The sequence below is a fragment of the Streptomyces caeni genome, assembly GCF_042678285.1.
Lineage (GTDB): Bacteria > Actinomycetota > Actinomycetes > Streptomycetales > Streptomycetaceae > Streptomyces > Streptomyces caeni.
Window position 1 is genome coordinate 12,380 of sequence record NZ_JBHUDX010000041.1, and the last position, 26,773, is coordinate 39,152.

Below are 26,773 nucleotides of genomic sequence, written 5' to 3' on the forward strand. Positions count from 1 at the left end.
GGGCAGGGGCGCCGACGCACCGGCCCGCCCGCACCCCGCAGGTCAAGGCTCTCTCGGCGCGCCGCCCGGCAGTGGCATCTCCCCCCGGGCGAATCGGCATATCGGCATCGCGATGCCCGCACACACCGTGCGGCGGCCTCGTCGACCACGTCCACCAGACCGGACCGATGGTGATCACCATCCAGAGTCGGACGCCATTTCGCCACTTCGCGTTCGGGTGGTTGACAAACCGATCGACCGGTTTTTAGCTTTGGCAACGGGTCGGATCAAGCTGAACAGACACCCCTAGACAGAGCACCCCTACCAGGCGAAGGGGGACTATGGGCAAGCACGAGCGCTCCGGTCACACACTGGAGCGCCTACTGGCATCTGCCGCTGAGCAGTTCGCGACGCACGGCTTCACCAAAGCGACCCTGGCCAATGTCAGTCAGGCGGCAGGTGTGACCAAGGGCGCATTGTTCTTCCACTTCCCGACAAAGGACGAATTGGCCGATGCCGTCCAGCTGAGGAGCCTCGAACTGCTGGAAGAGGCCGTATCGCAACGGCGCGCGGTCGAGACGTCCTGCCTCCAGGTGATCGTCGACGTGACGCATACGCTCAACCGGCTACTGCGCGAGAACCTGTTCATGCGCGCGAGCGTCCGGATCACCAGGGAGCGCGCCGACAGGCGCACGGCCGCCGACCACCGCAACTTCTACCTGCTCTGGCTCGACCGCCTGTGGCATCTCGTGGACGAGGCAGGCCGGAACGGCGAGCTCCCCGCCACACGGACGGTGCTGACACGGACCGTGGTCACGGCTGCGGTGTCCGGCGTCGAGGCGCTCGTGTGGACGGGAACCGCCCAGTCGGAGGTCGAGACGTGGCTCAGCCAGCTGTGGCAGCTGACCGACGCGGGCACCATGGGGCTGATCAGGACGACCGCCCACTAGGGGGTGTTTCGAAAGTCCCGCACAGCACTCACGGCGCCCGGCACGCTCCCCCAGGCTCTTCGAGCAGGGGGCACCCGCACTCGCCGCACCGGCCGAAACCCCGAGTACGTCCAGTACGAGGGCTTTCGTCCGGCACGCCGAGAGCACGCACCGGACACCGCGGGCACCACACAGGACTTTCGAAACACCCCCTAGCAGGGTGCCCCTGACGGCTCCTGTCGGGATCGGGTGGAGCAGTGCCGGGGCCGTACCGGCGTACCGTGGCCTGACCTGCCCGAGGCGTACGGTCCCTGACGGACCGTCTGAAAGCGGCACCGCCGCCGGGCCGCGGAAGATGCCCGGCAGCGCGTCCTCTCAGGAGGACAGCCCCCGCACATCTCCGTGCTGTGGAGGGCTTGCGCATCCGGCCGCACCACGCCGGGCCCCCGCGCACCCGTCCGGGCGGCTGCCCGAAGAGGCGAGTCATGGTCCAGCCGCGGCCATCACGCCGGCTCACGGACGCACGGGCCGCCCCTCGGCCGGATCAGTCGGCACCGGCCGCCGATTCCGCCCGCAGCGCACCCGAGCCCCTCGGATCGAACCGTCCGAGTCGGCGCGCCGGGATGATCGACGGCAACAGGAACCTCCAGAGGTCGGCAACCCGGTCGTGGATGTCAGCGCGCCCGGTTCGGACCTGCGAGGTGATCTGGATTCCCGTGAACGCCCCGATCAGGTGGACCGCGAGATCGGCGATGTCGACCTCCGGCTTCACATCCCCCCGCCCCTGCGCGAACGCCAGGGCCTCCCGCACCTGCTCGATCCACTGGTCGTAAGGAGCGGCGTCGCCGTCTCCCGCAAGACCGTGCTCGAGGACCAGTCGGATACCGGCCCTGACCCGAACGTTCACGCACAGCTGTTCAGCCAGCCAGTGAGAGCGGTCGATGACGCTCTGCACGCCGAACCCCTCGGACTCCGACGGAGAGGTCACGGCCACGAACTGCTCCTGGACAAGGGCCTGCGCGAGGGACTCCTTGGACGGGAAGTGAAAGTACAGAGCTCCTTTGGTCACCCCGGCCTGACGCACGATGTCGGTCAGACTGGTGCTGCCGAACCCCATGCTGTCGAAAACGACCGCGGCGCCGTCGAGAATGGCCTGCCGTGTCGCTACGGCCCGCTCCTGTCTCACCCTCGCCATCACCGATCTCCCTCCCCGCCCCGGGCAGCGCCGCACTGTACCCGCTCGGTATCGGTCATACACCCTGCCGGGCAACTCTACGTAGCAGATCCCCCAGCTGAAAAAAACCAGTCAGCTGGTACGCTCGGCTCCGGGCACCGCAGGCATGCGGAAACGGGCCGCGTGATGTCCTGCTCCTCCGCCTTCATTGGTTAGTGCGCCTCCTAGAGTGGGGACTGGGAATGAATGCACTTCAGCCTGCGGATCAACGGGACGTCACTGAGAGATGCGGCAGCCCGGAGCTCTTCCAGCAGACCGTTCCCCGCGCTCTCGTCCACCGGGCCGCCGTGTCCGAAGTGCTGGTGACGGGGGTCAGACACAGTGGAGGCGGGGGCCATCAGGTCGGTGCCCAGTGGCCGCGCGGGCACAGCTATTACGGTCCGGTCGCGGGCCGCTGGCACGATCCCATGATCTTCGCGGAGACGATCCGCCAAGCCTGCGTGCTCCTCGCCCACCAGACGCTGGCCGTTCCCATCGGGCACAGCTTCCTGACCGTCGCTCACTCGTTCGCGATCCTCGCGGACGGCGCGCGCATCGCCGACCAGCCCGCCCATGTGATTCTCGAAGTGTCCTTGCACAACGTCGTGCGGCGCAGAGGGAACGTCTCCTCCTTCGCCTGCTCGATCGACGCCTACCGCGACGGGGAGCGCATCGGCATCGGGGACTCCGTCGCGAACTGCGTGACCCCGGCGGTCTACAAGCGGTTGCGTGCCCACCGCCTCGGCGCCGTCCCCTCCCCCGACATGCCCGAACCGGTACAGCCCGAGCTGGTGGGCAGGAGCAGCGCCTCCGACGTCGTACTCAGCCCGCCTCTCGATGACGGGACCTGCATCCTGCGCTTCGACGCCTCACATCCCATACTCTTCGACCATCCTGTCGACCACGTCCCCGGGATGGTGGTCATGGAGGCCGCGCGCCAGGCCGCGATACTCACCGTCGGCATCCCAGGCGGCCTGCTCCTCGCCTGCTCGGCCGACTTCCTGCGGTACATCGAGTTCGACGCCCCGTGCGTCGTGTCGCCCACCGCCCCGGAAGAGGTCACGCCCGGGCTGCACGTCCTGACCGTCACATTCCACCAGGCCGGGTCCCTCGTCGGATCCTGCCGGGTGACCGTGTTCGACGGCCGGGCGCAGTGAAAGGCTCCGCGCCTTCGCGGCACCCACGGCACCCCACCGGGGCGGGGGTGATGGTGGTGGGCGGAACGGGATTCATCGGCCGCGCCGTCGTGGAGGCGCTTCTCGACGGTCCCTGCGACGGCATCGCGCCTCCGGTCGTCAAGGTCCTGTGCCGCCACCCGCCGCCACCCGCTCAGCGGAACGACCGGGTCCAGTACGTGATCGGCGACCTCTCCGATCCCCGTACGCTGCAAGGAGTCTGCTCCGGCCTGACCACGGTGGTGCACGCCGCCTCCTACGTGGGCGGTGAACCGCGCCACTGCCGCGAGGTCAACCACCTCGGCACACTGGCCCTGCTCGAGGAGTCCGGCCGGGCGGACGTCCGCCGCTTCGTCTACATCAGTACGGCCGCGGTCTACGGTTTCGGCCCTCACCGCGGCCTGACCGAGATGGAAGCGGTGCCGGCGCCGCAGTCGGCCGCCAGCGCGTCGCGGCTCGAGGCGGAACACGCGGTTCGCCGGGCCGGGGGGGTCGTCCTGCGTCCACACCTGATCTACGGGCCCGGCGACCGGTGGTTCATCCCCACCATGGCCAGGCTTCTCCACCGGGTGCCCATGTGGCCGCGGGGGCTGTCCCCGCACAGCTCGGTCCTGCACGCGAACGACCTCGGGCGAGTGGTCGCCGCGCTGGTCGACGGAGAGCGGCCTCCCGCGGCGGGGCACGTCTACCATGTGGCCCACCCCCGGCCCGAATCCATGCGGGCGCTGGCATCCACCGTGTGCCGGTGGCTGGGGCTGCCCCAGCCGGAGGACTCCCTCTCGGCGGCGGAGCACCGCCTGCTCACCACACAGGCTCTGCCCGCGCTCTCCGCGCACCAGTACGACCTGCTCACCCAGGACCACTGGTACGACACGAGTCGGATCTGGCGCCATACCGAAGTGGCTTGCGGAGCGGGTTTCAAAGCTCGGTTCGCGGAGTGCTCGGGATGGTACAGACGGCATCTCGTCGACCTTCTGGAAGCCTGAGTCGGTTCTGTTTGCTTCCCGAACCACCGCCCCGGCACCGGAAAGCGGGTGGACCGCACACCGGATCGGGGCGCGGTCCAGAACTCACGCGGTCCTGAACGCGGGGGCGTTCAGCTTGTACCCGATGCCGCGCACCGTCTGGATCCACTCCGAACTGCCCAGCTTGCTGCGCAGGGACCCCACATGGACATCGAGGGTGCGGGTGGAGCCGAACCAGTTCTCACCCCATACCCGTGACATGATGTCCCGGCGTTCCATCACCACACCGGGGTTTTCCATCAGCACGGCCAGCAGCTCGAACTCCTTGGGAGTGACGCGTACTTCCTTCTCCCGCAGGAGGACCAGGCGCGCGGCCGGATCCAGGCGCAACTCTCCGACCCGGAGCGATCCCGCAGTGGCCGCCCGCGCCGGCAACAGCGCCCACGCCGACGTCAGGTCCATCGTGGACCGCTTCAAAGCGCAATGCGCGGCGAAGTGGAGCCTGCACTGCGCGCTGCGCCGCAGCACGGCCTGGATGCGGGCCATCAACTCGTACTGGCCGTGCGACTTGTGTACAATATCGTCCGCCCCCATGTGGAGGGTGATGACCCGGTCGAGTTCGTTACCTTGATCGCTCAACGCGATGACTGGGACACAGGAGTTCTCTCGGATGCGTCGGCAGACCTCGTGTCCTGCGAGGTCCGGCAAGCTGAGATCCAACAGCACCAGAGTCATGCCCGGCAGCTGCCGCAGGGCCGCTGCCCCGGTGCTGACCCGCTCCGTCTTGTATCCATGGCTTGTCAGAGCCCGATCGAGCTGCCGAGCCGCCTCGTCATCGTCGTCGACGATCAGAACGTTCATGGTCTAGACGCCTCTTCCCCCGCAGAGCATGTCAACGGTGTATGGCTCCCGCTCAGTACTGACCAACCCGTTCTCTGAACTGTTTTTCGACGATACAAGCCGGTTGACCGGTTCTCAAGCCCGTCCTGACCTGCCACTCCGCGCGTGAGGCACCCATCACCCGGCGACGGACTTTGCGAAGTCATGAACAAACCCTTACCCAGGCACACGGTTTGCACAGAGTTCTGACACAACTCTGCTCTTGGCCCTGTTGAGGGTTGCAACGCCAAATGTCAACAATGACAACCGTCAGCCCGGTCGCGGCTCTTGCCACAGCGCGACATCGCCGCGACCGACGAACATCGCAGATCGGATATCTCTCCATACATCACGACCGGGGGCTCTATGTCGCTAGAGAAGTCCAGGCCATACAGCGGACTGCCGGCCGATCGACTCCGTCGGCCCGCTTATGGCTCAGCATCGCGCACCTGCGTCTCCTCCCGCTGCCAGCGTTCGCATACCGACCCACGGCCCGGATCCGTCACGACCCGGCTGTGCCCGAGCTGCGTGGAAGTCCTCCGAGCCGACCTGCACAAGCTGCTCGCCGCCTACCGCGAGAGCGACCACGCGCTCGCGTCCACGGCACCCCGCCCACGCGTGCGGGTCAGCGGCAACAGACCGGCGAAGGGCATCGTCCTCGATGAGAGAATCGTGGCCCTGCGCGCACAGATAGCGGAGACACTGGCCTCTTGGGCGCGACTGGTCGTCGACGAAGCGCGGTCTCCGAAGCCCGACCGGTGCGAAGTGGCCTGTCTCGTGCACTTCCTCAGCCGTCACGTCGACTGGCTCGCAGCACACCCGGCAGCCGCTGACTTCAACGACGAGATCAGCCGCCTGCTCGAATCGTGCAACACCGTGCTCGGGCCCGGAGCCGTCCAGCGCACGCCCATCGGCCGCTGCCCCGAGCCCGGCTGCTCCAGCACGCTGGAGGTCGTCACCCGCACGGACTCCGGCCAACCTCCCCGGCAGATCGTCTGCGAGTCCGGGCACGCGCTGCCACCCCGTGAGTGGCTGCGCTTCATGGGCCGCTTCCCCACCACGATGTCCCAGAACGGCTCTCTCCCGCTCGCCGCCGAAGGAGCCCGCCCGTGAACGCCAGTGTCTCTCCCGGCAAACCGTCCAGGCCGCGCACCGTCCCCACCGAGCTGGCCGCCCTCGCCATGGGCGTCTCTCCGGCAACCATCAGGAAGTGGGCCAGCCGCGGAAAGCTGACACGTCACGGCACGCCGCACCGCGCCGAGTACGACCTCGAGGAACTCCGCGCGCTGACGGCCGAGTCCCTCCCCTCCACGTCTGCCCCGTCCCCCCGGCAGTGAGCCGATCGGCAGGGGTGCGATCCGGCGGGCCCACAGGCCGCCCTGTCGAGACGCATCCCTGCCGTACCGATGGGCCCGGCGCGGGGCACGGTGGCCGTCTCCTCCGCGGCCGGGCCCGGCCGGCCGGGCGTCTCGTGGCGGGGTCCGAGGCATCTGCGCCGTGATGGGACGCGCACGGAGGGGGGCGGCGGAACCTCCGCGGAGCGGCATCGGCATACTGCTGGGATGGCAGGCACAACCCGGCATCTCCGTACACTCCTGGCGGCATCCCTGTCCGTGGCACTCGCCGTCCTGGCCTCGGGCTGCGCGAACAGCCCCGACTCCCACCGCGCCACCCCTGCTTCCGCGCCGACCGGCGGTCCGGGCATCCCAGGGCGGGCCCATGTGGACGTCGCCGACGTCGACCTGACGATCACGGATGCCGTCGCGCACCTCGATCGTGCGGGTGACGGCTCACTCAGCATGAGCGTGCGCAACGAGGACGGCGTCCCCGAACATCTCGGCATGGTCGCGACCCCGGACGGCGGACGGGGGGTGCTGGCCGGGGGAAGGTCCGCCGAGGGCAACGGCTCGCTGTCCACCGCCGGCATCCTGCTGCTGAGCGGCACCACCGTCACCTTCGGCGGCAGCGGTCCGCGCGTCCTGCTGCACCACGTGCGGGGCGTCACCGCCGGGCACACGCTGCCGGTGGCCCTGCAGTTCGGCGTGGCCGGACTGGTCCGGCTCCAGGCGCGCGTCACATCGTCCTGAACGCCGCGGCGGTCCCTCCGCCGGCTGCCGCGTCACCTCGGGTGACGGGGCCGGAGACGGCGTCGGCACACTGCCCGTCCCCTGCCGGACCGGGCGGGTGCGACGGCACCGGGAACACTCCCGATGCCGTCGGCCCAGGGGCGGTCGCCGCCGGCCGGCCAGGGGCCGGGGCAGGGCCGCTCCCGGGGTGTCACCAGCCGGTGGGCAGCGCGAAGACCGGTACCACCGAGAGCTGGTAGAGGTAGCCGCCGTTCTCCATGCCGGTCAGCACGACGTTGTACGCGTAGTAGATGACCTTGATGGTGTTGTCCTGCGAGATTTCGGTGACGTAGACGATGCGGTCGGCCATGGTCCCGATCTCGCTCTCGGTCCACAGGATCCTGTTCGCCATGGTGCCGATCGCGTCCTCGGTGTAGAGGACTCCGTTGAGGGACTGCTCGTAGGTGGAGGCGAACTGGTCACCCACGTAGACCACGGCGTCGGACGTACTCGTCGCCGCGGCGGCCTGCGGAGCGTTGGCGCCGATGGTCACGGCGAGAAGGCTCGTGAGCAGAACGAGCGGCAGGAGGACCCTCTTGAGCATGGGTGACATCGTCTGAAGCATGGCATTTCCTTCATTCGGTTACGGGACGCGGGCGGATCACCAGGCCCGCGACACATACCCTGGGGGGTATTGAGGATGATGCCAATGTATACCCCCTGGGGTATACAACCCCAGCCGCCCGGTGCGCCGCGAGGACGTGATTCCAGCCACTGGCGAAGCCGCCGCGGGCGGGCGCGCTCCGGCGCTCTCGGCACCGGAACGCCCGCCGGAGTGCACCGATCACGGAGTGCACCTCCCTGATGGCGGACGGTCACCGACGGGCCAGCGGATTGGGCAGCGGCAGATAGCGCGCGTCGGCGCCGTCCGCGCCCGTCCAGCGCAGCAGGAGGTTCGTCTTGCCGGGCAGGGTGGGCGAGGCCAGCAGCGCGGGGATCTCGGGGACGGGGTGGCGGGCCAGTTCCGCGCGGGCGGTCGGCCAGGGGTTCCAGCCGGGGTGGCGCTCCGCCAGCAGCGCGGCCACCTCGGTGAGGTTGTTGACGACGAGGCAGTACACGAGCCGCTCCCAGCCCGCCGGGCGGGACACGTCCGTCAGCAGCTTCACGCCCTCCGCGTCCCTGAACAGCGCCTGGACGGGCAGGCCGGCGGCGTCCACCGCGACCAGCGTGTTCTGCAGGTGGGCCTCCAGGACGACGCCGTGCCGCTCGAACGCCTCCAGCGCCGGCGGGACGAGCTGGCGCAGATACGCCGTCCACCAGGGGCCCGGGTCGGTGAGCGTGTCGAGGGGGCTGCCCTCGAAGCCCTCCACGAGGGCGGCGGCCAGCAGCGGGGTGGTGCCGGGCAGGAGGTGCCCGCGCACTCCGTCGCGTACCAGGACGGCCAGTTCCTCGAAGGCGAACCCGGCCGTGCGGTAGCCGCGGTCGCTCAGCCAGGCCGCCGGGCCCGGCAGCGCCGCGAACGCGGACGCCACCGCCGTGTCCGTGCGGCGCAGCGCCAGCAGGTCGTGACGCCAGAGCCGGCGGATGTCGTTGGTGATCCGCACATCGAGGCTGAACTTGAGGAACAGGTCGCCGTCGGGGGCGTACACCGTGCGGATCGCCGCCGTGGGCCAAACGGGCCACGGGGTGTCGCCGAGCCGCACCAGGCGCCCGTCCTGGAACGCCTCGCGGATGGGCGGCCGGGAGCCGACCAGGGCGAGCTGCCAGGGGTGTACGGGCAGCAGCCGGTAGCCGGGCGGGGCCGTGCCGAGCGCGTCCAGCGCCGCGGTGTCGCCCTCCTCCAGGACCGCGTCCGCGCGCACTCCCAGCAGGGCCAGCGGGAAGCGGGCGTACGCCTCGGGCGCGTACGGCAGCCAGTCGGCGACCGGGCCGCCGCCGCGCGCCTTGGGCGCGGGGTGGCGGGGGTGCCCGGTGACGAGGGACTGCTCCGAGCGCAGATACGGGTCGTCGGGCGCCGTCGCGCGGGCGCGGGCGGCCAGGATCGCGGCCACCGCGTCCCGGCTGTCGAGCATCTCGCCGGGCAGTTCGAGGTTGGACACCCCGGTGGCGCGGCACAGTTCCTCGGCGGTGAGCTTGACCAGTTCGGCGTGGCTGAGCGGGTGCCAGGCCCCGCGGGCGAACACCTCGGGGTCGCGGGGCCGGCGGTCGCCGCGCACGCGCAGCAGCCGGCCGCCGGCCCGCAGGCGGTGCACGCCCTGCTCGCCGGCCGGTTCCGCGGCCTCCCGCAGCAGGCAGTTGAGCAGCGGTGCCGCCGCATGGGCGTCGGCGCGCTCGCAGACGCCGTCCGGGGACATGGGCTCCATGGGATCCATTCGTTCCGTACGGTGCACTGGCGATCAGTATGTCCACAGTGGTTCCCCCGCCACGCCGTGCCACCCCGTCGCGAGGAGTCCGACCGTGCACCCTTCCCCTTCCGCGGAGGCGGCCGTCGCCGACGAGCTGGCCGTCGTGCGGCCCGATCTGGCGGGGGCGTACGAGGCCGCGCTGCCCGGCGCCCGGGCCGCCGTCCTGTCGCGCCTGTGGCGGGGGCTGGCCCATGAGCCGCTGCCGTGGGTCGCGCGCCGGGAGCCGACGCGCGGCGGACTCACCGTCCGCCTGGCCGACGGGCGCCTGCTGCACGGCCCGCCCGCGGACCCGTACACGACCGCCGCGCACGTCACCGAGGTGCTGCTCGACGGCCGGGCCCACCACCGTCCTGCCGCGCTGATGGCCGCCCTCGGGGTCCCGCACGGTGATGTGTTCGCCGCGGAACTCGACCACGGCACCGCCTCGTTGGCGCTGTCCCGGGCGGGCCGGCCGATGGCCGCGCCGCAACCGGCGGCGAGCTGGGAGTGGGAGCAGCGGGTGGTGGACGGGCACCCGTTCCACCCCAACTGCCGCTCGCGGCCCGGCTTCTCGGTGGCCGAGCAGCTCGCGTACGGACCGGAACACCGGCCGCTGGTGCGTCTCGGTCTGGTCGCCGTGGACGACTGTCTGGTGCGGGGCGAGTGGCCGGCGTGGCTGTGGGACGGCGCGCGCCCACTGATCCCGGTCCACCCCTGGCAGACGGCGCACGTGCTCGCCGTGCCGTCCCAGGACGGCCCTGTGGCCCGTCCGCTGATGTCCCTGCGGACGCTCGCCCTGCCCGAGGGCGGCCCGCATGTGAAGACCGCGGTCAGCGCCCGGCTGACGTCCTCCGTGCGGGACATCTCGGTCGGCTCGGTCCGGACGTCGGCCGTGCTGTCCGGCTTCCTCACCTCGATCGCCGCGCGCACCGGCGGTCTGCTGCACATCACCCGCACCCTGGGGGCGGTCAGCGCCCACACCCCCGATCTCGCCGCGGTGCTGCGGGAGCCGCCGGACGTGTACGCGGTCGCGGCGACCGGCGAGCGGGTCGTCCCGGTGGCCGCCCTGCCGCTCACCGGTCTGCCCGCGTCCGCCTCCTGGCTCGGCTCCCTCGCGCGTCTCGCCCTCGCCACCGGCCTGCGGCTGCTGGATCTGGGTGTGGCGCTGGAGGCGCACGGCCAGAACCTCCTGGTGGTGCTCTCCTCGTCGGGTGAACCGCTGCGGCTGGTCTACCGCGACCTCGCGGACATCCGGGTGAGCCCGGCCCGGCTGGCCCGGCACGGCATCAAGGCCCCGGACGTAGCGGGCCGGATGGTCACGGACGACGAACGGGCCCTGCGCCGCAAGCTGTTCGGCTCGCTGGTGGCGGGTGCGCTGGCCTCGGCGGCGGGTTCGGGACCGGCGCTGCGGGCGGCCCTGGAGACCGCCGTACGGGATCTGCCCCGCACCCCGGATGTCCTGGCGCTGTGTGAAGAGCCCCTGCCCGCCAAGGCGTTGACGCTGATGCGGCTGTCCCCCGGGCGGCCCGGCGACCTCTGGGCGCGGCTGCCCAACCCGCTCGATTGCGCGTTCGCCCCCGCTGAGCCATGAGATCGTTTTGAAGCACTCCCCCTCCGGTCAATAAGATCCGCCGATGATCACAAGAAAACGGCTGGCGGCGGGCGCCTGCGCCCTGATCGCCGCCCTGGCGGCGGGGATCGCGGTCCCGACCGGCGCCGTCGCCGACGAGACGACAGCCCAGGACGCCCCCAAGGTGGATCTCGTCCTCGACGTCAGCGGTTCGATGCGGGCACGGGACATAGACGGCGGCTCCCGGATGGCCGCGGCGAAGCAGGCGTTCAACGAGGTACTGGACGCGACGCCGGAGGAGGTGCAGCTCGGCATCCGGACGCTGGGCGCCAACTACCCCGGCAACGACCGCAAGACGGGCTGCAAGGACACCGCGCAGCTCTACCCGGTGGGACCGCTGAACCGGACCCAGGCCAAGACGGCCGTCGCGACGCTCCAGCCCACCGGCTGGACGCCGATCGGCCCCGCCCTGCTGAAGGCGGCGGACGACCTCGACGGCGGCAACGGATCGCGCCGCATCGTCCTCATCAGCGACGGCGAGGACACCTGCGCGCCGCTGGACCCGTGCGAGGTGGCCCGGGAGATCGCGGCCAAGGGGATCGGGCTGACCATCGACACGCTGGGCCTCGTCCCGAACGCCAAGCTGAGCAGGCAGCTGAGCTGCATCGCCGAGGCGACCGGCGGGACCTACACATCGGTGCAGCACAAGGAGCAACTGTCCGACAAGGTCAACCAGTTGGTGGACCGCACGGCGGACAAGACGGTCACGCCGGTCGCCGTGGACGGCACCGACCGGTGTGCGACCGCGCCGGCGCTGAAGTCGGGTCTGTACACGGACCGCGAGGAGTTCGGACAGCACCGCTTCTATCGCGTCGACGTGCGCCCGGGCCAGGAGCTGCGGGCCTCGGTGAGCGTCTCCGACGACCGGCAGGTGGCCCGGGACTACGGGGTGACGCTGCGGGCGGTCACCGTGCACGGGCGTGAGATCGTGCGCGGCGAGGCGACCGGCTCGGGCCGCACGGACGTCCTGTCGACGGGCCTGCGCTATCCGAAGGCGGAGAGCGACGACGAGAACGCGCCCGCCGAGACGGTGTGCCTGCAGGTCGCCAACTCCTTCTCCCCGGCGGCCGGTGTGAAGGCCACGCCGGGGCTGCCCCTGGAGCTGACGGTCGACGTGGTCGACGGTCCCGACCCGGCGGGCGACGTGGCGTCCTTCGGCCTCGGGCGCGGCTGGTGGCTGCTCGGCGCCCTCGTGGTGGCCGGGTTCCTCGCGGGGCTGCTGTGGGGATGGGTGTCACGCTGGCGGGTCGCGGTCTGGAGGACCAACTGATGCGTATCGCACGAGTACTGATCGCCGCGGCCGCGCTGCTGGGCGCCGCCGTGTCCCCGGCCGCCGCCGACTCCTCGCCCTCCGCGAGCCCGTCCGGCGACAGCACCGCGCCCACCTCGGCGGGTACGTCGTTCCGCACGGCGGTGGAGGTCCAGCAGGGTCAGCAGGCCACGGCGAGCGCCTCGACGGGTGACTACCTGTACTGGTCGTTCCCCGCGGACGCCGGGCAGCGGCCCACCGTCAAGGCGACCGTGAAGCTGTCGTCGTCGTCCCGGAGCGGGACGCAGACATGGCAGCTCGACGTCTACGACGGGCTGCGGCGCCGCCAGGCGTGCCAGTACGGGGCGCAGACACGTACGGCCGCCCAGGACGCCGCCGCCGTGGACCTGTCCTGCACGCTGCGCACGGTCCGCGCCTGGTCGGAGCCGTGGGCCGACGATCCGCTGCCGGGCACCTACTACATCCGGCTGACCGCCGTGGGCCTGGGCGCGGCCGACCTCGGAACGCCGGTGGACGCCGAGGTCGTGGTGGACTCCAAGGACATCGGCGGCTCGGCGGCGGTGGACGGTTCGCTGGCGCAGCCGCTGGTGCCGGGGATCGCCGTCTCGCAGGAGTCCGCCGACTCGGAGGCGGCCACGCTGTCCTCGCTCGCACCGGGCGACGGCTGGGCCTCCGGCTGGTGGTCCGACCGGTGGGTGTGGACCGCGATCGGGGGCGTCCTCGCGGCGCTGGCGGGCATCGGCGGGTACGCGCTGACCCGCGGCTCGGGCCGGCCGTCGCGGGTGCCGCCGGGCGTCTGATCCGGAAGGCGGCAAGACCAAGGCCCGCCGCGCCCCCTCCGGCCCGGCGGGCCCCTCCCCGGACCGGCGGTCGGCGCAAGGACAGCGCATGGGGTCCGGGCCGCAGGTTCGCGGCGCCGGGCGGCCCACCGCAATCATTTCGAACCTGATGGAAACGTCCCGCGCGGCGGGCACCCTCTCCCCGTCCTCGGCCACTCGGGCACGTCCGGTCCCCGTCAGTCCCCGCGCAGCGCCTTGGCGAGCGTGCCGTCCCCCGTCACCTCGACGCGTCCCTCCCGTACGGCCTGAGGGAACGTCAGGGAGCCCCGGCCCAGGGCGGTGCAGGTCTCAGCGTCGAGGGTCAGCCGGGCGTCGGGCTCCCCGGGCGCGGGTCCGTCGCCGTACACGGGGCCGTCCTCGGTGCCGAGCCACAGGTGGAACGCCCCCTCGTCGAGCCGGACGTCGACCAGGCCCTCCCCCTCCAGCGAGCGCAGCAGCGGCAGCGCGAACCAGTGCGCGCGCACCGCGTCCGTCGGCCGGCGCTCCGCCAGCTCGGGCGCGCCCCACGCGTCGAGCGCCTGCAGCACGGGCAGCAACTCTCTTCCACGGCCCGTGAGTTCGTATACGTACGCGGCCCCCGGCGGCGGCAGCCGGCGCCGCGTGGTCAGCCCGTCGCGCTCCATGTCCTTCAGCCGGGAGGCCAGGACGTCCGTACTCACGCCCGGCAGGTCCGCGTGCAGGTCGGTGTAGCGACGCGGACCGGCGAGCAGCTCGCGGACGATCAGGAGGGTCCAGCGGTCGCCGACGGCGTCGAGGGCCCGGGCCGTGGAGCAGTACTGGTCGTAGCTTCGACGAGGTGACATGCGACGCAGTCTAGACATGTCATTGGACTTTCCAAGCTTCCACTTGGTAAAACCAAGCAACAGCGGACAGCGGAGGGGAAGCGGCGCATGGAGTTCCGGCAGTCGAGCAAGCTCAGCGAGGTCTGTTACGAGATCCGCGGCCCGGTCATCGAGCACGCCAACGCGCTGGAGGAGGCCGGCCACAGCGTGCTGCGCCTGAACACCGGCAATCCCGCGCTCTTCGGCTTCGAGGCGCCGGAGGAGATCCTCCAGGACATGATCCGGATGCTGCCGCAGGCGCACGGGTACACGGACTCGCGCGGCATACTCTCCGCCCGCCGCGCCGTGGCCCAGCGCTACCAGGCCCGGGGCCTGGACGTCGGCGTCGACGACGTCTTCCTCGGCAACGGGGTCTCGGAGCTGGTGTCGATGGCCGTCCAGGCGCTCGTCGAGGACGGCGACGAGATCCTCATCCCCGCACCGGACTTCCCCCTCTGGACGGCCGTGACGACCCTCTCCGGCGGCAAGGCGGTCCACTACCTGTGCGACGAGCAGGCCGACTGGTACCCCGACCTGGACGACATGGCGTCGAAGATCACGGACCGCACCAGGGCCGTCGTGATCATCAACCCCAACAACCCCACGGGCGCCGTCTATCCGAAGGAGATCGTCGAGGGCATCCTCGACCTCGCCCGCCGGCACGGACTGATGGTGTTCGCGGACGAGATCTACGACCAGATCCTGTACGACGGCGCGGTGCACCACTCGGCCGCCGCCCTCGCCCCCGACCTGGTGGTCCTCACCTTCTGCGGCCTGTCGAAGACGTACCGTGTGGCGGGCTTCCGCTCCGGCTGGCTGGTCGTGACGGGCCCCAGGCAGCACGCGCGCGACTACCTGGAGGGCCTGACGATGCTGGCCTCCATGCGGCTGTGCGCCAACGCCCCCGCCCAGTACGCCATCCAGGCCGCGCTCGGCGGCCGCCAGTCCATCGCCGAGCTGACCGCGCCGGGCGGCCGGCTGCACGAGCAGCGCGACCGCGCCTGGGAGAAGCTCAACGAGATCCCCGGCGTGACGTGCGTGAAACCGAAGGGCGCGCTGTACGCGTTCCCCCGCCTCGACCCGGCCGTGCACAGGATCCACGACGACGAGAAGTTCGTCCTGGACCTGCTGCTGCGCGAGAAGATCCAGGTGGTCCAGGGCACGGGCTTCAACTGGCCCCGCCCCGACCACTTCCGCATCCTCACCCTGCCGCACGCGGACGTCCTGGAGACGGCGATCGGCCGGATCGGGCGGTTCCTCAGCGGGTACCGGCAGTAGCGGCCGACGGCGGCCACTGACGGTCACGTCAGGGCGACCTCGCACCAGACCGTCTTGGTGTACGGGTCGCCCGCCGTGGTGCCCCAGTGCGTGGCCAGGGCCTCGACCAGCAGCAGGCCGCGGCCGTACTCGGCGTCGGGCCCGGGCGGCCGGAGCGTGCCGGGGGCGGGCGGGCGGCGCCCGGGGGCGCGGGTCCGTCAGCTCGATACGGAGCGTGGCACCCTCCGGGTGAAGGACGAGGCGGAGCCGGAAGTCGCGGCCCTTGACCCGGCCGTGCAGCACCGCGTTCGCGGCGAGTTCGCCGACGAGGAGCGCGACGGTGCGGTTCGGCCCTGAGTCGTAGGGCCAGCCCCAGGTGCGGAGTTGCTCGCACGCCAGGCGACGGGCAAGCCGTGCGCCTCTGCGGGTCGCCGAGAGGCGGATGGCGAAGTGGCGGGCGGGGGCGGAGGTTTCTCCCAGGGGTGACATCTCGACGTTCATGTCACTCAGCGTGGTGCCCGATCCCTACGCTGCACACCATCACCGGCGGTACGCAGCGTCACTGTCCGGTCGCTGTCTGGGAGTGTCCGGGCGGCGACGCGTTGCCCGGCGGGCCGGCGGGGAGTTGGGTTCGGGCAGCACGTGGGAGGTGCCGGGGCGTGGGCATGACCGGGCAGGGCGAGGACGAGGAGTCGGCGGCCGTACTGCGGACCGTCGGCAAGGTCGTCAAGATGTGCAGGGAACGGGCGGGGCTCACCCAGGCCGAGCTGGGCGCGGCGATCGGGTACAGCGAGGAGCAGGTGTCCTCGGTGGAGCGGGGGCGGCGGGCACCGACGGCCGCCTTCCTGGAGGCGGCGGATCGGGTGCTCCAGGCGGGCGGCATGATCGCCGGGCTGAGGCGGGAGGTCGAAGAGTCCCGGTATCCGAAGAAGGTACGGGATCTAGCGAAGTTGGAGGCGGAGGCCGTGGAGATCTGCGCGTACGACAACTCCGTCGTCAATGGACTTCTACAGACGGAGGAGTACCTTCGGGCCGTGTTCGGGTCACGACGGCCGGCCTTCTCCGAAGAGGAGCTGGAACGACGTGTCGCTGCCCGTCTGGCACGTCAGACGGTCGTCGACACCGAGCGGATGACCCCGGTGTTCAGCTTCGTTCACGACGAAGCGACCCTGCGCCGACGAGTCGGAGGCAAGATGGTGCTACGCCGACAGCTCGAACGGCTCTTGGCCATCGGGCAGATGCGGAACGTGGAGATCCAGGTGCTGCCGCTGGATCGTGAGGACAATGCAGGTCTCGGTGGGCCTTCCACCTGCTGCGGCTCAAGGAGGGCACCACGGTGGGGCACAGTGAGGTGCAGCGCATCAGCCGCCTGATCTCGGAGCCCAAGGAGATCCAGATCCTTGAGCTGCGCTACGGCATCATCCGTGCCCAGGCTCTCACGCCCCGTGAGTCCTTGGCCTTCATCGAGAAAATGCTGGGAGAGACATGATGAGCAGCCCCTCGGCAGGTCACGGCCTTGACGAGAAGTGGTTCAAGAGCAGCTACAGCACCGACGACGGCCCGGCATGCGTCGAGGTCGCCGTCACCCCCGACACCGTCCGCATACGTGACTCGAAACGCACCGAGGGCCCCCACCTCACCGTGGGCGCCGCACCGTGGTCCACCTTCGTCTCGTACGCCGCGCATCACTGACCCACGCCCCCTGGCGCCCGCGCCCGGTCCGGCACCGGGCGTCGGACGTCGCATGCCTTGTCATACCCGGCACGTACTGTTCCCGCATGGCCCCTCTCCGCGGAAGGGCGGCCCATCCCCCCATCCCCGTCCTGCGGGAAGGAGCACGTCGTGACCCGGCCGCCGACCGCCGCGCAGCGGCGGGTCATCGACGCCGCCGACCCCGTGACCGGGCGGCTCAAGGGGACGCCGGCCCAGCTCGCGGCGCTGGTGAAGCGAGGGCTGGCCTTCCGGCATCCGCGGCCGCCGCACGACCACTTCCTGACGCCCGCCGGGCAGCGTGTACGGGAGGCGCCCGCCGAGGAGGCGGTGGCGTCCGCCCCGGCCGCGGCGGACTCCGGCGTGTTCGCCGCGCGGGGCGGCGGCGGGGAGTCCGCGGACGCCTCGCCCGCGCGCCTGCGGGAGGTGCGCGGTGCCTGGCAGGGGCTGCTGGAGCTGCGCCGGATGACCAACCCGGACGGCGCCACGGACCGCCCGTGCGGCTGGGAGCGCGCGCACCTGGTGCGGGCCGCGGCGCTGGCGCTGGAGGCGGCGGGGCACCGGCCCGCGTCCGGCGACGGCGCGGGCTACCGGGTGCGCGCGACCCCGCAGCCGGAGGCGGTCGCCGTGCGGGAGCCCGACCTCGCGGCACTGCGCGCCTGCGCGGCGACGCTGGAGGAGGCCGGCTGGCAGGTGAGCGAGCACACCGACCCGCGGACGAGACAGCGCTACGTGCTGGCATCCCCGCGCCGAGTCTGAGAGGCCCATGCCAAGATCGGTGGGCAGGGCAACGAACGTGAGAAGGGGAAGCAGTGAGCGAGCCGTTTTCCGTCCGGGTCACCGTCCGCGGATACGAGACCGATGTGCAGGGCCATCTCAACCAGAGCGTGTACCTCAACTACGCCGAACACGCCCGCTGGTCACTTCTACAGGCGGCGGGCATCAGCCAGACCGGGCTCGTCGCCACGGGCGTGGGTCCCGTCGCCCTGGAGACGACCATCCGCTACAAGCGGGAGCTCCTCGCCGGTGACGAGGTCGACGTGACGTGCGCCTTCGTCTGGGGCGAGGGCAAGACGTTCCGGATCGAGCAGACCATCCGGAAGACGGACGGCACCGTGGCCGCCGAGCTCACCGGGGTCGGCGGGCTGCTGGACCTCAAGGAACGCAGGCTGGTGGCGAATCCGCAGGACTGCTTCAAGGAGCTGGCGACGGATCCGAGCCTGTTCGGGCTGTAGGAGCCGGGGCCCCACCCCGGCGGGCGACCGCGGCCTACGCGTCGAGCGGCTCCGGCCGGTGCTCGGCGTCGTAGGCTGCACGCGCCTCGGCGATGTGGACGCGGTTGCGTTCGGCCCAGTCCGTCAGCCGCTGCAAGGTCTCGTATCGGTCGCGGGCGATCGGGGTCAGCGCATACCCGACTTCGGTTGCACCGGCCATGGTACTGGTGGGCTCGCGCATTCAACCGACGCGGCCGTCCAGCTCTGCAATTACTGCTGATCATGACGTCTGGCAGGAGCGCGGCTGAGGTCAGAGAGGGATCCAGTTGATTGAGCCCATGACTGTCTATGAGGTAGCCCGTCGGCTTCCGGCCATCGCCGGCCTGAGGGACCTGTGCCGCTCGCTTGCAAAGGTTGAGTGATCGGTAATCCTTCGCCGGCCGGACTCGTCATGGCTAGGGTGCCGTTCGTGTCGATCCTGTTCATCATCTGCGGGTTGCCCGGCTCTGGCAAGACGACGCTGGCCGAACGCGGCCACGCACGCGGTCCGGTTCGCCGCCACCATCCTGTGGTCCACACTCCCCAGCACCCCGCCACCGGCTGCCCTCGGCGGTGGCCCTGGCGCTGACGGCGGCCGTGCTGCGGCCCGAGCCTCGGTGAGCGGGTGCTGCTGCCACTGCTTCGTCGCGCCCGCCGCCGCGGCGTCACTCCGACGCGCCTGATATCCGGGTGCGGGGTTCGGTCCTGGGCTGTCAGGCTGCACATCCATGGCAGCACGAAAGATCAAGCCGAGCCTGTACGTCTCCGTCGACGTCGAGGCGGACGGCCCGATTCCGGGGCCGTACTCCATGCTGAGCCTCGGCGCCGCCGTCGCGGGGGTGCAGGACGCCGACGGGTTCACCCCGGCCGACCCCGAGGAGCGCACGTTCTACCGGGAACTGCGGCCGATCAGTGACGACTTCGTGCCCGAGGCGCTGGCGGTGAGCGGCCTCGACCGGGAGCGGCTGAAGGCCGAGGGCGCCGAACCGGCCGTCGCCCTCACCGAGTTCGCGGACTGGGTGAGGGAGGTCAGCGGGGGCGCACAGCCCGTGATGGGCGGATACCCGGCCTCGTACGACTGGACGTTCCTGTACTGGTACCTGATCCGCTTCACCGGGGCGAGCCCGTTCGGCCACTCCGGTTGCCTCGACATGAAGACGCTGTACGCGACGAAGGCGCGGCTGCCGCTGCGCGCGGTGGCGAAGGGCACGATGCCCCGTCATCTGCTGTCCCGCCGCCGCCATACGCACCATGCGCTCGACGACGCCGTCGAGCAGGCCGAGTTGCTCGCCAACCTCATGGCGTGGCCGGGTCCCGCGCCGGCCCCGGGCGCATAGCCGGGCATCGCGCGGGCGGCCGTCGTGCCGGCATCCGGGACCGCTCCGGGGCGCACCCGTTCCGGAGCGCCCCGGCGACGGCCGCCGTGGTCCCCGCTCGGGTCCACGGGCGTCGGCCGGGAGCCGTCCCTCCCGGCCGGAGCCGCGGACCTGTCAGCCCCCCGCGGCGATCCGGGCCAGGCGGCGGGCCTGCTCGCGCGTGGAGCGGGCGACGGCGTCCTCGTCGACGTGCAGCAGCCGGCCGTTCTCCACGATCTGCCGGCCGTGGACGAACGAGGCGGTCACCGGCGCCGCCGCGCCGAGGACCAGGGCGGTCACCGGGTCGGCGATCGAGGCGTGGGCCAGCGTGTCGAGCCTCCACAGCACCAGGTCGGCGAGCTTGCCCGGTTCCAGGGAGCCCAGTTCGTGGGCCCGGCCCAGGACTTGGGCGCCTCCGTAGGTGCCCAGGCGCAGCGCCTGACGGGCGTTGAGGGCGGATTCGCGATGGGGGCCCAGGCGGTTGATGAGGAGCGCGTTGCGCAGTTCGGTGTGGAGTTCGCCGGACTCGTTGGAGGCGGTGCCGTCGACACCGAGGCCGACGGGAACGCCGGCGGCGAGCATGTCCGGGACACGCGCGATGCCCGCCGCGAGACGGGCGTTGGACGACGGGCAGTGGGCGACGCCCGTCCCCGTCCGGGCGAAGGCGGCGATATCGGAGTCGTTCATGTGGACGCAGTGGGCCATCCACACGTCCTCGCCCAGCCAGCCCGTCGACGCGAAGTAGTCGGTCGGGCCCATGCCGAACAGCTCGTGGCAGAACTTCTCCTCCTCCACCGTCTCCGAGCCGTGGGTGTGCAGGCGCACGCCCCTGCGGCGGGCCAGTTCGGCGCCCTGCGCGAGGAGTTCGGTGGAGACGGAGAACGGCGAGCAGGGGGCGACCGCCACCTGGGTCATGGCGCCGAAGGAGGCGTCGTGGTGCTCGTCGACGGTCGCCTCGGTCGCGGCGAGCGCGCCCTCAAGTGTCTCGACGGCGAAGTCCGGCGGCAGGCCGCCGTCCTTCTCGCCGCGGTCCATGGAGCCGCGGGCCAGGGTGAGGCGGACGCCCGTCTCGCGGGCGGCGCGGACGATCGCGCCGGACAGGTCGCCGGAGCCCTTCGGGTAGATGTAGTGGTGGTCCATGGCGCAGGTCACCCCGCCGCGGGCCATCATGGCGAGCGAGCCCTGCGCGGCCGCGTGGACCATCGTCTCGTCGATGCGCGCCCAGGTCGGGTAGAGCGCGACGAGCCAGTCGAAGAGGTTGTGGTCCGTGGCCAGGCCCCGGGTGAGCCACTGGTAGAAGTGGTGGTGGGTGTTGACCAGGCCGGGGGTCACGAGGTGGCCGGACGCGTCGATGCGGCGTACGACGTTCTCCAGTCCTTCGGGGGCCTTGCCCGCGCCGACCGCCTCGATGCGGTCGCCCGCCATGACGACGTGTCCGGAGGCGTACTCGGTGTCGTCTGCGTCCACGGTCGCGATCGCGCCGTTCTCGATGACGGTGCGCCGGGCTGCTGCCATGGTTCGTTCGTCCTTGTCCGTCGGAGGCCGGAGGTCAGAGGCCGGAGGTCAGAGGCCGGAGGTCAGAGGCCGGAGGTCAGAGGCCGGAGGTCAGAGGCCGGAGGTCAGGGGGCAGAGGCCGGAGAGGCAGAGGCCGCAGGTCAGAGGTTGCTGAGGTCCACGGGGATCCTCGCCTCGCAGCCGTCTCTCAGGACCGTGGCCTCGATCAGGCCGTACGGCCGGTCGGCGGCGAAGTAGACCTCGTTGTCGTTCGTCAGCCCGAACGGCTCCAGGTCGACCAGGAAGTGGTGCTTGTTGGGGAGCGAGAAGCGGACCTCGTCGATCTCGGCGCGGTGGTCGATGATGCGCGCGCCCATCCGGTACAGCGTCTGCTGCAGCGAGAGGGAGTAGGTCTCGGCGAAGGCCCGCAGCAGGTGCGTCCTGGTCTGTTCGTAGGACTCCTCCCAGTCGGGTGCCTTCTGCTCGTCGCCGGTCCAGTTGAAGCGCCAGCGTCCGGAGACCTGGGTGGCCAGGATGCGGTCGCGGGCCTCCGGCAGCGTCGTGTACCTGTCCTTGACGTAGCCCCAGAACTCGGAGTCGGTCGTGTTCATCACAACGAGGTCCTTGAGGCCGGAGACGACCTCCCACGACGAGCCGTCGTACGTGATCTGCGTCAGGCGGGTCTCCCGGCCGCTGCGGACGAAGGAGTGCCGGGGCTCGTCGGGGCCGGCCGGCCCGGCCGCGGCCTCCGATGTGGCGATCCGGTCCCAGGTGTACTCCTCGACGCGGATGCGGGCGCGGTGGATGGACTCCTGGGAGGTCACGAAGTGGCGGGCGAGGTGGATGGCGAACTGCTCGGCGGAGTCGATGCCGTACTCCTTGGCGAACGCGAACACCGTGTTCTTGGTGGTGTCGGTGGGCAGGACGGTGGCGTTCGAGCCGGAGTAGTGGACCTCGTCCATGTCGCCGGAGAGCGACACCGACACGTTCAGGTCCTTGATGTGGTGGGTGGCGCCGTCCCGGGTGACCCTGACGACTCGGTTCTCGGCCTTGCCGTACTGGTTCTGTCCCAGCATCACGGGGCGTGCCGGTTGGGAATGGACTGCCATGGTGCCTGCTAACTCCCTCGGTATACGGAGTAGCCGAACGGGCTGAGCAGCAGCGGCACGTGGTAGTGCTCGCCCGGCTCGACGGCGAACGTGATCGCCACCTCCGGGAAGAAGGCTCCTACGGCACCGCTGTCCCGGTTCGCGGGGGCGTCCTGCTGCGCATCGGCTTGCTTCTTCTCGGCGTACGCCTCGACCGCGAAGTCGAGCCGCACATGGGTGGTTCCCTCCGGCGGGGCCGGGAGGTCGGCGCACCGCCCGTCCGCGTCGGTCACGGCACCGCCGAGCGCCCGCCAGCCCGCGTCCCGCCCCGGGCGGGCGGACAGACGGACGGCGATACCCCGGGCGGGGCGGCCGACGCCGGTGTCCAGGACGTGGGTGGACACGGAGGCGGTGGTCCGGGTGCCGCTCATGCGCGGTCCTCGTCGAGGAGCCGGGCGAGCCGGATGCGGTTGATCCTGCCCAGTTCGGTGCGGACGATCTCTCGCTCCCGCTCCGGCGGGTTGCCGATCCGTTCCCTGAGCGCGTCGCGCATCTGCTCACCGGTCCTGCCGGTGGCGCAGATCAGGAAGACGTGGCCGAACCTCTGCTGGTACGCCAGGTTGAGTTCGAGCATCTCCGCCTTGAGCTCTTCGGAGGCGCCCGCCATGCCCCGCTGCTCCCGGGCCGAGGCGGGGTCCCCGGGCGCGGGGCGGCCGATCGGCGGGTGCCCGGCCATCGCCTCCCGAAGGTCCGCCGCGGTCAGCTCGGCCAGGGCGGCGTCGCTCGCGGCGTAGAGGTCGTCGGCGGTGCGGTAGGGACGCGCGGCGGCCAGTCGGCCGGCCCACGCCGTGGAGGCGCATGCCCCGCGGAGGACGGCCAGGGCCGCGGGCTGCTCCAGGGCGTTGAACCGGGTGAGACCCGGCGGCGCGGAAGTCGAGGTCACGAGGGCCTCCGTGGCCTTGGTCCAAAACGGGCTGCGACCAGCTAACGCCCTGCGCGTGACGGCGTCAACACTTTGTTGAAGATTCTGGGTCGGAGGTGCCTTCTCAGCCCTGCTTCTCGCGGTTGAGGTAGTTGTAGACGGTGAAGCGGCTGACGCCGAGGGCGCTCGCCACGGTCTCCACCCCGTGCCGCACGGAAAAGGCGCCGCGCGCCTCCAGTACCCGTACGACCTCCTGCTTGGCCTTGCGGTCCAGTTCCGCCAGCGGCTTGCCGCGCTTGCGCTCCATGGCGGCCAGGAGGTGATCGAGCGAGTCGGCGAACTGCGGCAGCCGTACGGCGACGACGTCGGCGCCCTGCCAGGCGAGCACCACGTCGTCGGGGCCGGCCTGGTCCGGGGGCAGCATCTCGCCCCCCATAGCGTCGACCAGCGGTTTCACAGCCGTGATGAAGGACTCGTCCCCGGTGGCTGTCATCTGCCGCCCTCCCCCACCACGTTGACCTGCAGCGAGACCCGGGTGGCGCCGGCCTCCAGGGTCCTGCGCAGCAGTACCTCGACGGCGGTGAGCACCGCGTCGGCGCCGCCTTCCGCGGTGTTGCCGAACGGACCGACGTCGACGGCGTCCAGGTCGGCCGCCTCGATGACCTCACGGGCCACCAGCGCGTGCGCGGGCGCCTCGTCGAGGTCGAAGGGCTCGGTCGTGAATTCCACTCTCAATCGCACTGTGCCCCCATGGCATCGGCTTTGACCTGCGCGTTGTCTCAGCCCTCCGGCCGAGAGAGCACATCCAGGGCTCGCTCCGGGACGACCTTAACGGACTCGTCGCTTGCGCCCAGGCTCGGTCACGATCGTCTTCGCGATGACGTGGTGTGGGGCGGGTCTCCTGTCTCGCCCAGGAAGCACACCCGGCATGCCGGATGCCTCGCCACAGACCGGCAGGGAGGCTCCTGGGGAGAAAAGGGAAGGCGGCGCCAACGCGCCGTTGGCAGGATGTCCGCGCTCGACACCCGATGGGAAAGGACCCCACGACCGTGGCTCGTGCCATCACCCTGATCCGCTCCGCCTCCCTGTCCGACGTCGCCGAGTACGCCTACGCAGCCACGGCGCCCGCCGAGTCACGCCTGATCTTCCTCGCCGGGGCGTGTCCACTGAACGACGACGGTTCCACGGCAGCGATCGGAGACTACGCGGGCCAGGCGCTGAAAGCCGTTGAGAACATGCAAACTGCCCTCACTGCCGCCGGTGCGTCCCTCCAGGACGTCATCAGTACGAGGGTTCTCGTCGCATCGGTCCGGCGGGAGGATCTGGTAGCCGCCTGGGAAGTGGTCCGGGATTCGTTCGCTGACCACGATGTCCCCAGCACTTTGATGGGCGTCACTGCGCTCGGCTACAAGGACCAGCTCGTCGAGATCGAGGCCGTCGCCGCCGTACTCGATGCGTGAGGCCCATTGACGCACTGCGAACCCGGGAGCACGGAGGTCCGGGGACAGAGATGCCCGGAGGCCCGGAGACCCGGAGGCCCGGAGGCCCGGAGGCCCGGGGAGACGGTCCAGCGCCCCGGCCGGGTGTTCCCACGCTGGTGCCGGGGCGCTGGCGCCTGGCCGTCCATGCCGCGCCGTCTACCCCAGCAGGGTCTCGCCGATCCAGCCGCCGGGGGCGCAGCCGGGCGGGACGGCGAAGACGGCGGAGCCGATCGGGGTGGTCCACTGGTTGAGGAGGTCGGAGTCGGCGAGCCTGCGCTGGATGGGCAGGAACTGTTCGCCGATGTCGCGCTGGTAGGCCACGAAGAGCAGACCGGTGTCCGGGCGTCCGCCCGAGTCCGGCGCGTCGTCGTAGTTGTACGGGCGGCGGAAGATCTTCAGCCGGTCCTCGTTCACACGGGCCCGCCGCATGTGCGAGAACTCCGAGATGACCGGGAAGCCGAGCGCGTCCCTCGCCTCGAAGTCGGGAACGTCTTTCTCGTGCGTGCCGGTGAGCGGGGCCCCGGTGCGCAGACGCCGGCCGATGGTGAACTCCTTGGCCTTGGTGTCGGCGGCGTCCCAGGTCTCCAGCTCGATGCGGACCCGCCGCACGACGCAGGTCGTGCCGCCGTTCCGCAGCCAGCCGGGGCCGGAGTCGGTCCACACCGCCTTGGCGAAGGCGTCCTGGCCGGGTACCGGATTGGCGGTGCCGTCGAGCTGGCCCATGAGATTGCGCTGCGTCAGGCCGTCGTCCTGGATGCCGCGTCCGCGACGGAACCCGCGCTGCGTCCAGCGCAGCCGGGCGAACGAGCGCGCGTCCTTGACGATCATCCGTTGCGCGTGCGCGACGGTGACCGGGTCGTCGGCGCAGATCTGCACCAGCAGGTCGCCCCCGCTCCAGCGGTCCTGGAGCCGGTCGATGGAGAAACGGGGCAGGGGCGTGAGCGACGCGGGCCGCTGGTCCTCCAGACCGGCGGCCTTGAAGAGACCCGGGCCGAACCCGAAGGTGACGGTCAGCCGGGCCGGCAGCTCCGCGAGGTCCGCCTCGGTGTCGGCGAGAGCCGGCTCGCCCTGGGTGAGACGCGCGGCGTCGTCGGTCAGCAGCCGCATCATCCGGCCGAGCGCCGCGCGGTCCACTCCGGGAGCCAGGTCGAAGCCGAGGAACACGCCGTGGGCCTGCGCCGGGGTGGCGATCCCCGCCTGGTTCCGGCCGTGGAAGGGGACCTTCTGCACACCGTAGGCGACGTTCTGCGGCCGAGCCGCGCCGGTGCCGGAGGCACTGCCGGAACCGTCGCCGGCCGCGGCGACGATTCCGGCCCCGGCCAGGGCCCCGCCGAGGGTGAGCGCCCCGCCGGACAGCAGCCGGCGCCGGCCGAGCGCCGCGCCGCCCCCGGCTGTGTCGCTGGATGCGGCGGGGGGTGTGGGGCTCTTGTCCATGGCGGGCATCAGCTCTTCTTCATGCCGGGCATGTAGTTCTCCTTGCCTCCCGCGAACGCCTTCGCGACGGCGGTGAACTTCACGGTCCGGCCGTCCTTGAGCGTCAGGGTCACGGTGACCTCGTCACCGGGCTTCACGGCCTTGGCCAGGTCCATCAGCATCACGTGGTCGGAGCCCGGCTGGAGCACGTGGCTGCCCTTGGCCGGGATGACGAAGCCGCCCTCCTTCGGACGCATCATCGGCTTGCCGTTCACGTCGGCGGTTTCGTGCAGTTCCACCGTCTTGGAGGCGGTGGAGGCGCCGGACACAACCGTGATCTCGGCGTCGGTGTTGTTGACCAGGGTGCCGAACACGCCCGTCATCTTGCTGTCGGCGGCCTTCACCCACGGGTCCTTCACGGTCACCGGCGCCGCGGCGGTCGTGGCCTTGGCCTCGGCGGGCGTCGCGGTGGCGTCGGCCTTCCCGGAGGAGGACGACCCGCCCGAGCCGCACCCGGCCAGGGCGGCGATCCCTATGGAGACCGCCGCGGTGGCGGCGAGGACACCGCGGCGGGTGGAACGTCTCGGCGTGGTCCTGGTGGTGGTGCTCATGACTTGATGCCCTCCGGCTCGGTTGCGGCGTCACCCCCG

Annotated in this window: 28 protein-coding genes and 3 pseudogenes; 16 read left to right on the plus strand and 15 right to left on the minus strand. The window is 71.3% G+C overall.

Translation table 11 applies throughout. The features are described 5' to 3' along the window. Positions 1-320: 320 nt before the first annotated feature. Positions 321-929 (plus strand): ScbR family autoregulator-binding transcription factor, encoded by a 609-nt coding sequence (locus ACFSL4_RS15095; protein WP_381082690.1) that lies wholly within the window; start codon positions 321-323, stop codon positions 927-929. A 523-nt stretch (positions 930-1,452) separates the two neighbouring features. Here the strand turns inward: ACFSL4_RS15095 and ACFSL4_RS15100 are convergent. Next, complete coding sequence (locus ACFSL4_RS15100; RefSeq protein ID WP_381082692.1) at positions 1,453-2,103, minus strand: ScbR family autoregulator-binding transcription factor; 651 nt, start codon at positions 2,101-2,103, stop codon at positions 1,453-1,455. Between the two features lie 221 nt (positions 2,104-2,324). On the opposite strand from ACFSL4_RS15100, the gene ACFSL4_RS15105 reads away from it, so the two are divergent. Together ACFSL4_RS15105 and ACFSL4_RS15110 are read left to right on the plus strand one after the other, a co-directional pair. Continuing rightward, positions 2,325-3,278 carry a ScbA/BarX family gamma-butyrolactone biosynthesis protein gene (locus ACFSL4_RS15105; protein WP_381082694.1) on the plus strand — a complete coding sequence of 318 codons (954 nt, stop codon included), beginning with the start codon at positions 2,325-2,327 and terminating at the stop codon, positions 3,276-3,278. A 50-nt stretch (positions 3,279-3,328) separates the two neighbouring features. Further along, positions 3,329-4,282: an NAD-dependent epimerase/dehydratase family protein gene (locus tag ACFSL4_RS15110; RefSeq protein WP_381082696.1), complete on the plus strand. Its 954-nt coding sequence runs from the start codon at positions 3,329-3,331 to the stop codon at positions 4,280-4,282. Positions 4,283-4,366: 84 nt separating this feature from the next. Here ACFSL4_RS15110 and ACFSL4_RS15115 read toward each other — a convergent pair whose 3' ends face one another. After that, positions 4,367-5,122 (minus strand): response regulator transcription factor, encoded by a 756-nt coding sequence (locus tag ACFSL4_RS15115; RefSeq protein ID WP_381082698.1) that lies wholly within the window; start codon positions 5,120-5,122, stop codon positions 4,367-4,369. A 546-nt stretch (positions 5,123-5,668) separates the two neighbouring features. Here ACFSL4_RS15115 and ACFSL4_RS15120 point away from each other — a divergent pair. From ACFSL4_RS15120 to ACFSL4_RS15130, 3 genes are all read left to right on the plus strand, one after another. Further along, positions 5,669-6,253, plus strand: a complete 585-nt coding sequence (locus ACFSL4_RS15120) for a hypothetical protein (RefSeq protein WP_381082700.1) — start codon at positions 5,669-5,671, stop codon at positions 6,251-6,253. After that, positions 6,250-6,477 (plus strand): MerR family transcriptional regulator, encoded by a 228-nt coding sequence (locus ACFSL4_RS15125; RefSeq protein WP_381082702.1) that lies wholly within the window; start codon positions 6,250-6,252, stop codon positions 6,475-6,477. The genes ACFSL4_RS15120 and ACFSL4_RS15125 overlap by 4 nt, the downstream gene beginning before the upstream one ends. A 225-nt stretch (positions 6,478-6,702) precedes the next feature. After that, complete coding sequence (locus tag ACFSL4_RS15130; RefSeq protein ID WP_381082704.1) at positions 6,703-7,227, plus strand: hypothetical protein; 525 nt, start codon at positions 6,703-6,705, stop codon at positions 7,225-7,227. A gap of 190 nt (positions 7,228-7,417) precedes the next feature. Here ACFSL4_RS15130 and ACFSL4_RS15135 read toward each other — a convergent pair whose 3' ends face one another. After that, positions 7,418-7,831 carry a hypothetical protein gene (locus ACFSL4_RS15135; protein ID WP_381082709.1) on the minus strand — a complete coding sequence of 138 codons (414 nt, stop codon included), beginning with the start codon at positions 7,829-7,831 and terminating at the stop codon, positions 7,418-7,420. Between the two features lie 250 nt (positions 7,832-8,081). Further along, on the minus strand, positions 8,082-9,569 hold the full coding sequence (locus tag ACFSL4_RS15140; protein WP_381082711.1) for an IucA/IucC family protein: 1,488 nt from the start codon (positions 9,567-9,569) through the stop codon (positions 8,082-8,084). 94 nt (positions 9,570-9,663) lie between these two features. On the opposite strand from ACFSL4_RS15140, the gene ACFSL4_RS15145 reads away from it, so the two are divergent. From ACFSL4_RS15145 to ACFSL4_RS15155, 3 genes are read left to right on the plus strand one after another with little or no spacing between them, the layout of a single operon-like run. Next, positions 9,664-11,181 (plus strand): IucA/IucC family protein, encoded by a 1,518-nt coding sequence (locus ACFSL4_RS15145; protein ID WP_381082713.1) that lies wholly within the window; start codon positions 9,664-9,666, stop codon positions 11,179-11,181. Positions 11,182-11,224: 43 nt separating this feature from the next. Beyond that, on the plus strand, positions 11,225-12,490 hold the full coding sequence (locus ACFSL4_RS15150) for a VWA domain-containing protein (RefSeq protein WP_381082715.1): 1,266 nt from the start codon (positions 11,225-11,227) through the stop codon (positions 12,488-12,490). Further along, positions 12,490-13,290 carry a hypothetical protein gene (locus tag ACFSL4_RS15155; protein ID WP_381082717.1) on the plus strand — a complete coding sequence of 267 codons (801 nt, stop codon included), beginning with the start codon at positions 12,490-12,492 and terminating at the stop codon, positions 13,288-13,290. The genes ACFSL4_RS15150 and ACFSL4_RS15155 overlap by 1 nt, the downstream gene beginning before the upstream one ends. Positions 13,291-13,505: 215 nt before the next feature. On the opposite strand, the gene ACFSL4_RS15160 is transcribed toward ACFSL4_RS15155, so the two are convergent. Further along, entirely contained in the window at positions 13,506-14,132 is a 627-nt protein-coding gene (locus tag ACFSL4_RS15160) for a winged helix-turn-helix transcriptional regulator (protein WP_381082719.1), read from the minus strand. 87 nt (positions 14,133-14,219) lie between these two features. Here ACFSL4_RS15160 and ACFSL4_RS15165 point away from each other — a divergent pair, with 87 nt between their 5' ends. Continuing rightward, entirely contained in the window at positions 14,220-15,428 is a 1,209-nt protein-coding gene (locus ACFSL4_RS15165; RefSeq protein ID WP_381082720.1) for a pyridoxal phosphate-dependent aminotransferase, read from the plus strand. A 23-nt stretch (positions 15,429-15,451) separates the two neighbouring features. Here ACFSL4_RS15165 and ACFSL4_RS15170 read toward each other — a convergent pair. Continuing rightward, positions 15,452-15,908: pseudogene (locus ACFSL4_RS15170) on the minus strand (ATP-binding protein). Positions 15,909-16,072: 164 nt separating this feature from the next. Here ACFSL4_RS15170 and ACFSL4_RS15175 point away from each other — a divergent pair. From ACFSL4_RS15175 to ACFSL4_RS15190, 4 genes and pseudogenes are all read left to right on the plus strand, one after another. Beyond that, positions 16,073-16,896 (plus strand): annotated as a pseudogene (locus ACFSL4_RS15175) (helix-turn-helix domain-containing protein). After that, entirely contained in the window at positions 16,893-17,099 is a 207-nt protein-coding gene (locus tag ACFSL4_RS15180) for a DUF397 domain-containing protein (protein ID WP_381082722.1), read from the plus strand. The pseudogene ACFSL4_RS15175 and the gene ACFSL4_RS15180 overlap by 4 nt, the downstream one beginning before the upstream one ends. A 150-nt stretch (positions 17,100-17,249) precedes the next feature. Continuing rightward, positions 17,250-17,876, plus strand: a complete 627-nt coding sequence (locus ACFSL4_RS15185; protein WP_381082724.1) for a hypothetical protein — start codon at positions 17,250-17,252, stop codon at positions 17,874-17,876. Positions 17,877-17,929: 53 nt separating this feature from the next. Next, positions 17,930-18,352, plus strand: a complete 423-nt coding sequence (locus ACFSL4_RS15190) for an acyl-CoA thioesterase (protein WP_381082726.1) — start codon at positions 17,930-17,932, stop codon at positions 18,350-18,352. A 34-nt stretch (positions 18,353-18,386) separates the two neighbouring features. On the opposite strand, the pseudogene ACFSL4_RS15195 reads toward ACFSL4_RS15190, so the two are convergent. Beyond that, positions 18,387-18,536, minus strand: a pseudogene (locus ACFSL4_RS15195) (winged helix-turn-helix transcriptional regulator); the annotation flags it as partial. 562 nt (positions 18,537-19,098) lie between these two features. Here ACFSL4_RS15195 and ACFSL4_RS15200 point away from each other — a divergent pair. Further along, positions 19,099-19,707, plus strand: a complete 609-nt coding sequence (locus ACFSL4_RS15200) for a 3'-5' exonuclease (RefSeq protein WP_381082728.1) — start codon at positions 19,099-19,101, stop codon at positions 19,705-19,707. Between the two features lie 153 nt (positions 19,708-19,860). Here the strand turns inward: ACFSL4_RS15200 and ACFSL4_RS15205 are convergent, their stop codons facing one another. From ACFSL4_RS15205 to ACFSL4_RS15230, 6 genes are all read right to left on the minus strand, one after another. Beyond that, entirely contained in the window at positions 19,861-21,240 is a 1,380-nt protein-coding gene (locus ACFSL4_RS15205) for an 8-oxoguanine deaminase (RefSeq protein WP_381082730.1), read from the minus strand. Between the two features lie 140 nt (positions 21,241-21,380). Further along, a complete protein-coding gene (pucL, locus tag ACFSL4_RS15210) occupies positions 21,381-22,328 on the minus strand; it encodes a factor-independent urate hydroxylase (protein WP_381082732.1) in 948 nt (315 codons plus the stop codon). An 8-nt stretch (positions 22,329-22,336) separates the two neighbouring features. Further along, positions 22,337-22,738: a hydroxyisourate hydrolase gene (uraH, locus tag ACFSL4_RS15215; RefSeq protein WP_381082734.1), complete on the minus strand. Its 402-nt coding sequence runs from the start codon at positions 22,736-22,738 to the stop codon at positions 22,337-22,339. Further along, the gene (gene uraD, locus ACFSL4_RS15220) at positions 22,735-23,250 is read right to left on the minus strand and encodes a 2-oxo-4-hydroxy-4-carboxy-5-ureidoimidazoline decarboxylase (RefSeq protein ID WP_381082736.1); all 516 of its coding nucleotides are present in this window, start codon (positions 23,248-23,250) and stop codon (positions 22,735-22,737) included. Before uraD ends, uraH begins: the two co-directional genes overlap by 4 nt. Before the next feature lie 103 nt (positions 23,251-23,353). Then, positions 23,354-23,722 (minus strand): helix-turn-helix domain-containing protein, encoded by a 369-nt coding sequence (locus ACFSL4_RS15225; protein ID WP_381082738.1) that lies wholly within the window; start codon positions 23,720-23,722, stop codon positions 23,354-23,356. Next, positions 23,719-23,970: a YkoF family thiamine-binding protein gene (locus ACFSL4_RS15230; protein ID WP_381082740.1), complete on the minus strand. Its 252-nt coding sequence runs from the start codon at positions 23,968-23,970 to the stop codon at positions 23,719-23,721. Before ACFSL4_RS15230 ends, ACFSL4_RS15225 begins: the two co-directional genes overlap by 4 nt. 308 nt (positions 23,971-24,278) lie before the next feature. Between ACFSL4_RS15230 and ACFSL4_RS15235 the strand changes: the two genes are divergently transcribed. Then, complete coding sequence (locus tag ACFSL4_RS15235) at positions 24,279-24,689, plus strand: RidA family protein (RefSeq protein WP_381082742.1); 411 nt, start codon at positions 24,279-24,281, stop codon at positions 24,687-24,689. 177 nt (positions 24,690-24,866) lie between these two features. Here ACFSL4_RS15235 and ACFSL4_RS15240 read toward each other — a convergent pair whose 3' ends face one another. After that, a complete protein-coding gene (locus ACFSL4_RS15240; protein WP_381082744.1) occupies positions 24,867-26,153 on the minus strand; it encodes a Dyp-type peroxidase in 1,287 nt (428 codons plus the stop codon). Beyond that, positions 26,153-26,734 (minus strand): copper chaperone PCu(A)C, encoded by a 582-nt coding sequence (locus tag ACFSL4_RS15245; RefSeq protein WP_381082746.1) that lies wholly within the window; start codon positions 26,732-26,734, stop codon positions 26,153-26,155. Before ACFSL4_RS15245 ends, ACFSL4_RS15240 begins: the two co-directional genes overlap by 1 nt. Between the last annotated feature and the right edge of the window lie 39 nt (positions 26,735-26,773).

Excerpts from the sequence above, each read along its gene's own strand:
- ACFSL4_RS15150 (WP_381082715.1), top strand. The coding sequence starts at position 11,225 with ATGATCACAAGAAAACGGCTGGCGGCGGGCGCCTGCGCCCTGATCGCC.
- ACFSL4_RS15115 (WP_381082698.1), bottom strand. The coding sequence starts at position 5,122 with ATGAACGTTCTGATCGTCGACGACGATGACGAGGCGGCTCGGCAGCTC.
- uraH (WP_381082734.1), bottom strand. The coding sequence starts at position 22,738 with ATGAGCGGCACCCGGACCACCGCCTCCGTGTCCACCCACGTCCTGGAC.
- ACFSL4_RS15135 (WP_381082709.1), bottom strand. The coding sequence starts at position 7,831 with ATGCTTCAGACGATGTCACCCATGCTCAAGAGGGTCCTCCTGCCGCTC.
- ACFSL4_RS15140 (WP_381082711.1), bottom strand. The coding sequence starts at position 9,569 with ATGGAGCCCATGTCCCCGGACGGCGTCTGCGAGCGCGCCGACGCCCAT.
- ACFSL4_RS15165 (WP_381082720.1), top strand. The coding sequence starts at position 14,220 with ATGGAGTTCCGGCAGTCGAGCAAGCTCAGCGAGGTCTGTTACGAGATC.
- ACFSL4_RS15245 (WP_381082746.1), bottom strand. The coding sequence starts at position 26,734 with ATGAGCACCACCACCAGGACCACGCCGAGACGTTCCACCCGCCGCGGT.
- ACFSL4_RS15205 (WP_381082730.1), bottom strand. The coding sequence starts at position 21,240 with ATGGCAGCAGCCCGGCGCACCGTCATCGAGAACGGCGCGATCGCGACC.
- ACFSL4_RS15110 (WP_381082696.1), top strand. The coding sequence starts at position 3,329 with ATGGTGGTGGGCGGAACGGGATTCATCGGCCGCGCCGTCGTGGAGGCG.
- pucL (WP_381082732.1), bottom strand. The coding sequence starts at position 22,328 with ATGGCAGTCCATTCCCAACCGGCACGCCCCGTGATGCTGGGACAGAAC.
- ACFSL4_RS15240 (WP_381082744.1), bottom strand. The coding sequence starts at position 26,153 with ATGCCCGCCATGGACAAGAGCCCCACACCCCCCGCCGCATCCAGCGAC.
- ACFSL4_RS15105 (WP_381082694.1), top strand. The coding sequence starts at position 2,325 with ATGAATGCACTTCAGCCTGCGGATCAACGGGACGTCACTGAGAGATGC.
- ACFSL4_RS15180 (WP_381082722.1), top strand. The coding sequence starts at position 16,893 with ATGATGAGCAGCCCCTCGGCAGGTCACGGCCTTGACGAGAAGTGGTTC.
- ACFSL4_RS15095 (WP_381082690.1), top strand. The coding sequence starts at position 321 with ATGGGCAAGCACGAGCGCTCCGGTCACACACTGGAGCGCCTACTGGCA.
- ACFSL4_RS15155 (WP_381082717.1), top strand. The coding sequence starts at position 12,490 with ATGCGTATCGCACGAGTACTGATCGCCGCGGCCGCGCTGCTGGGCGCC.
- ACFSL4_RS15225 (WP_381082738.1), bottom strand. The coding sequence starts at position 23,722 with ATGACAGCCACCGGGGACGAGTCCTTCATCACGGCTGTGAAACCGCTG.
- ACFSL4_RS15200 (WP_381082728.1), top strand. The coding sequence starts at position 19,099 with ATGGCAGCACGAAAGATCAAGCCGAGCCTGTACGTCTCCGTCGACGTC.
- ACFSL4_RS15160 (WP_381082719.1), bottom strand. The coding sequence starts at position 14,132 with ATGTCACCTCGTCGAAGCTACGACCAGTACTGCTCCACGGCCCGGGCC.
- ACFSL4_RS15100 (WP_381082692.1), bottom strand. The coding sequence starts at position 2,103 with ATGGCGAGGGTGAGACAGGAGCGGGCCGTAGCGACACGGCAGGCCATT.
- ACFSL4_RS15130 (WP_381082704.1), top strand. The coding sequence starts at position 6,703 with ATGGCAGGCACAACCCGGCATCTCCGTACACTCCTGGCGGCATCCCTG.